This window comes from Roseateles chitinivorans (assembly GCF_002761755.1).
GTDB classification, from domain to species: Bacteria; Pseudomonadota; Gammaproteobacteria; order Burkholderiales; family Burkholderiaceae_C; genus Roseateles; species Roseateles chitinivorans.
This window is the reverse complement of the sequence record NZ_PEOG01000144.1, coordinates 1-2,583: the sequence shown is the minus strand read 5'-3', so window position 1 is coordinate 2,583 and position 2,583 is coordinate 1. Positions and strand designations below refer to the sequence as shown.

General features: G+C 71.2%; 2 protein-coding genes and 1 pseudogene. All 3 read left to right on the top strand.

Features of this window, described 5'->3' with window-relative positions:
• Positions 1–426 (top strand): annotated as a pseudogene (locus tag CS062_RS24995) (hypothetical protein); the annotation flags it as partial.
• Positions 413–1,531, top strand: coding sequence for an ABC transporter permease (locus CS062_RS24990; RefSeq protein ID WP_099864549.1), 1,119 nt, complete (start codon positions 413–415; stop codon positions 1,529–1,531). The pseudogene CS062_RS24995 and the gene CS062_RS24990, both read left to right, overlap by 14 nt.
• Entirely contained in the window at positions 1,531–2,451 is a 921-nt protein-coding gene (locus tag CS062_RS24985) for an ABC transporter permease (protein WP_099864548.1), read from the top strand. Before CS062_RS24990 ends, CS062_RS24985 begins: the two co-directional genes overlap by 1 nt.
• The last annotated feature ends 132 nt before the right edge of the window (positions 2,452–2,583 follow it).

Sequence of the window (2,583 nt, the reverse complement as noted above, 5' to 3'; positions counted from 1 at the left end):
CAGAAATTCATCATGGGCCGCGAGATCGACGCGGCGCCGAAGGCGCTGATCGTCGCGCAGCCCACCTGGGGCGTGGATGTCGGCGCCGCCGCGCAGATCCGCGCCGAGCTGCTCGCGCTGCGCGAGGCCGGCTGCGCGCTGCTGATCGTCAGCGAGGAACTGGACGAACTCTTCGAACTCAGCGATCGCCTGGTGGTGATGGCGCGCGGGCGGCTGTCGCCGGCGATCCCGGTGGCGCAGGCCAGCGTCGCGCAGATCGGGCAGTGGATGAGCGGGCTGTGGGACGCGTCGGCGGCAAACGCCTCCGGCTCGGGCTCGGGCTTGGGCTTGGGCTTGGGCTTGGGCTTGGGCTTTTCGCCAGGTACGTCCGGTGCGGGCGGTCCCCATGAACGTGGCAGTGGAGAGGGCCCGCATGCTGAAGCTTGAACCCCGCCCGCAGCCGTCGGCGGCGATGTCGCTGGCCTCGCCGCTGATGGCGCTGGCGCTGACGACGCTGATCGGCGTCGCGATCTTCCTGTCGCTCGGCAAGGATCCGGTGCAGGGCCTGCGCATGTTCTTCTGGGAGCCGCTGCGCAGCCGCTACGCGCTCGGGGAACTGGGGCTGAAGGCGACGCCGCTGGTGCTGATCGCGCTGGGCCTGGCGGTGGCTTTCCGGGCCAACGTCTGGAACATCGGTGCCGAGGGCCAGTTCATCGCCGGCGCGCTCGCCGCCGGCTGGGTGGCGATGCAGGCCGACGCCGGCAGCACGAAGCTGATCGTGGTGCCCATCCTGCTCGCGGGCGTGCTCGGCGGCGTGGCCTGGGCCTCGATCACCGCGGCGCTGCGCGACCGTTGCCATGCCAACGAGATCCTCGTCAGCCTGATGCTGGTCTACGTCGCGGAGTTGCTGCTGCAGTACCTGGTCTACGGACCGTGGAAGGACCCGGCGGGCTACAACTTCCCGCAGACCATCACCTTCCTGCCGGCCACGCAGTTGCCCAAGCTGTTCGCCGGCACCCGGCTGCATGTCGGAGTGTGGATCGCGCTGGCGGCGGTGGTCGCGGTGTGGTGGCTGCTGATGCGCTCGATGGCCGGCTTCGCGCTGCAGACCGGCGGCATCGCGCCGATGGCGGCGCGATATGCCGGCTTCTCGTCGCGCGCGGCGCTCTGGGGCGCGATGACGCTGTCGGGCGGCCTGGCCGGACTGGCCGGCGCGCTGGAGACGGCCGGCCCGCTCGGCCAGCTCACGCCCTACGTGCCGGTGGGCTACGGCTTCGCGGCCATCATCGTGGCCTTCGTCGGGCGGCTGCATCCGGTCGGCATCGTGCTATCGGGCCTGCTGATGAGCCTGTTCTACATCGGCGGCGAGCTGGCGCAGTCGCGGCTCGGACTGCCCAAGGCGATCACCGGTGTGTTCCAGGGCCTGCTGCTCTTCTGCCTGCTGGCTTGCGACACGCTGATCCATTACCGCCTGCGGCGCGTCGCGGGGCTCGGCACCGCCGCCGCAGCAGCAGCGCCCGGTGCGCCGCAGATCGACAAGGAGCAACGTTGATGGAGGCCTGGGCCCTGCTGATCGCCGCGACGCTCAATGCCGGCACGCTGGTGGCGCTGGCCGCGCTCGGGCTGTTGATCAACGAGCGCGCCGGCGTCGTGAACCTGGGCGCCGAAGGCATGATGCTGGTCGCCGCGATCGCCGGTTTCGCCGCGGCGGTGCACAGCGGCAGCGACCTGGTGGGCTTCCTGGCCGGCATCGGCGCGGGCGCGCTGATGGCCCTCGCTTTCGGAGGGCTCGCGATCTACCTCAACACCAACCAGTACGCGACCGGCCTGGCGCTGAGCCTCTTCGGCGCGGGCTTCTCGGCCTTCGTCGGGCAGAACTATGTGCAGGCGAAGCTCGGCCCGCGACCGTCGTTCGCGGTGCCCGGCCTGGCCGACCTGCCGTTCATCGGGCCGGCGCTGTTCCGGCAGCACCCGCTGGTCTACGCCGCGATCGCGCTGACAGCGCTGCTGGCCTGGGCCCTGGCCCGCACCCGGGCGGGCCTGGTGCTGCGCGCGGTCGGCGAGTCGCCCGAATCGGCGCATGCGCTCGGCCATCCGGTGCGCCGCATCCGGCTGATGGCGGTGGTCGCCGGCGGGGCGCTCTGCGGGCTGGCGGGCGCGTACTGCTCGGTCATCTACACGCCGCTGTGGGTGGAGGGCATGATCGCCGGCAAGGGCTGGATCGCGCTGGCGCTGACGAGTTTCGCGACCTGGCGACCGGCACGGGTGCTGCTCGGCGCCTATCTGTTCGGCGGCGTCACCATGCTGCAGTTCCACCTGCAAGGGCAGGGCGTGCAGGTGGCCAGCCAGTTCCTGAGCATGCTGCCCTACCTCGCGACGATCGTGGTGCTGGTGCTGATCTCGCGCGACGAGCGCTTCATCCGCGCCAACATGCCGGCCTCGCTGGGGCGGCCGTTCCATCCCGGCGGATGAATGCGCCGCGAAGTCCTGTTTCACATCCTGCTGGAGAGTCCATGAGCCGTCGTCCGATGCTTCGCCGTTCCCTGTTGATCGCCGCCGCCGCGGCCGCCGCCCTCGCGCTCGGCGCCTGCGGGAAGAAGGACG

Excerpts from the sequence above, each read along its gene's own strand:
- CS062_RS24990 (WP_099864549.1), top strand. The coding sequence starts at position 413 with ATGCTGAAGCTTGAACCCCGCCCGCAGCCGTCGGCGGCGATGTCGCTG.
- CS062_RS24985 (WP_099864548.1), top strand. The coding sequence starts at position 1,531 with ATGGAGGCCTGGGCCCTGCTGATCGCCGCGACGCTCAATGCCGGCACG.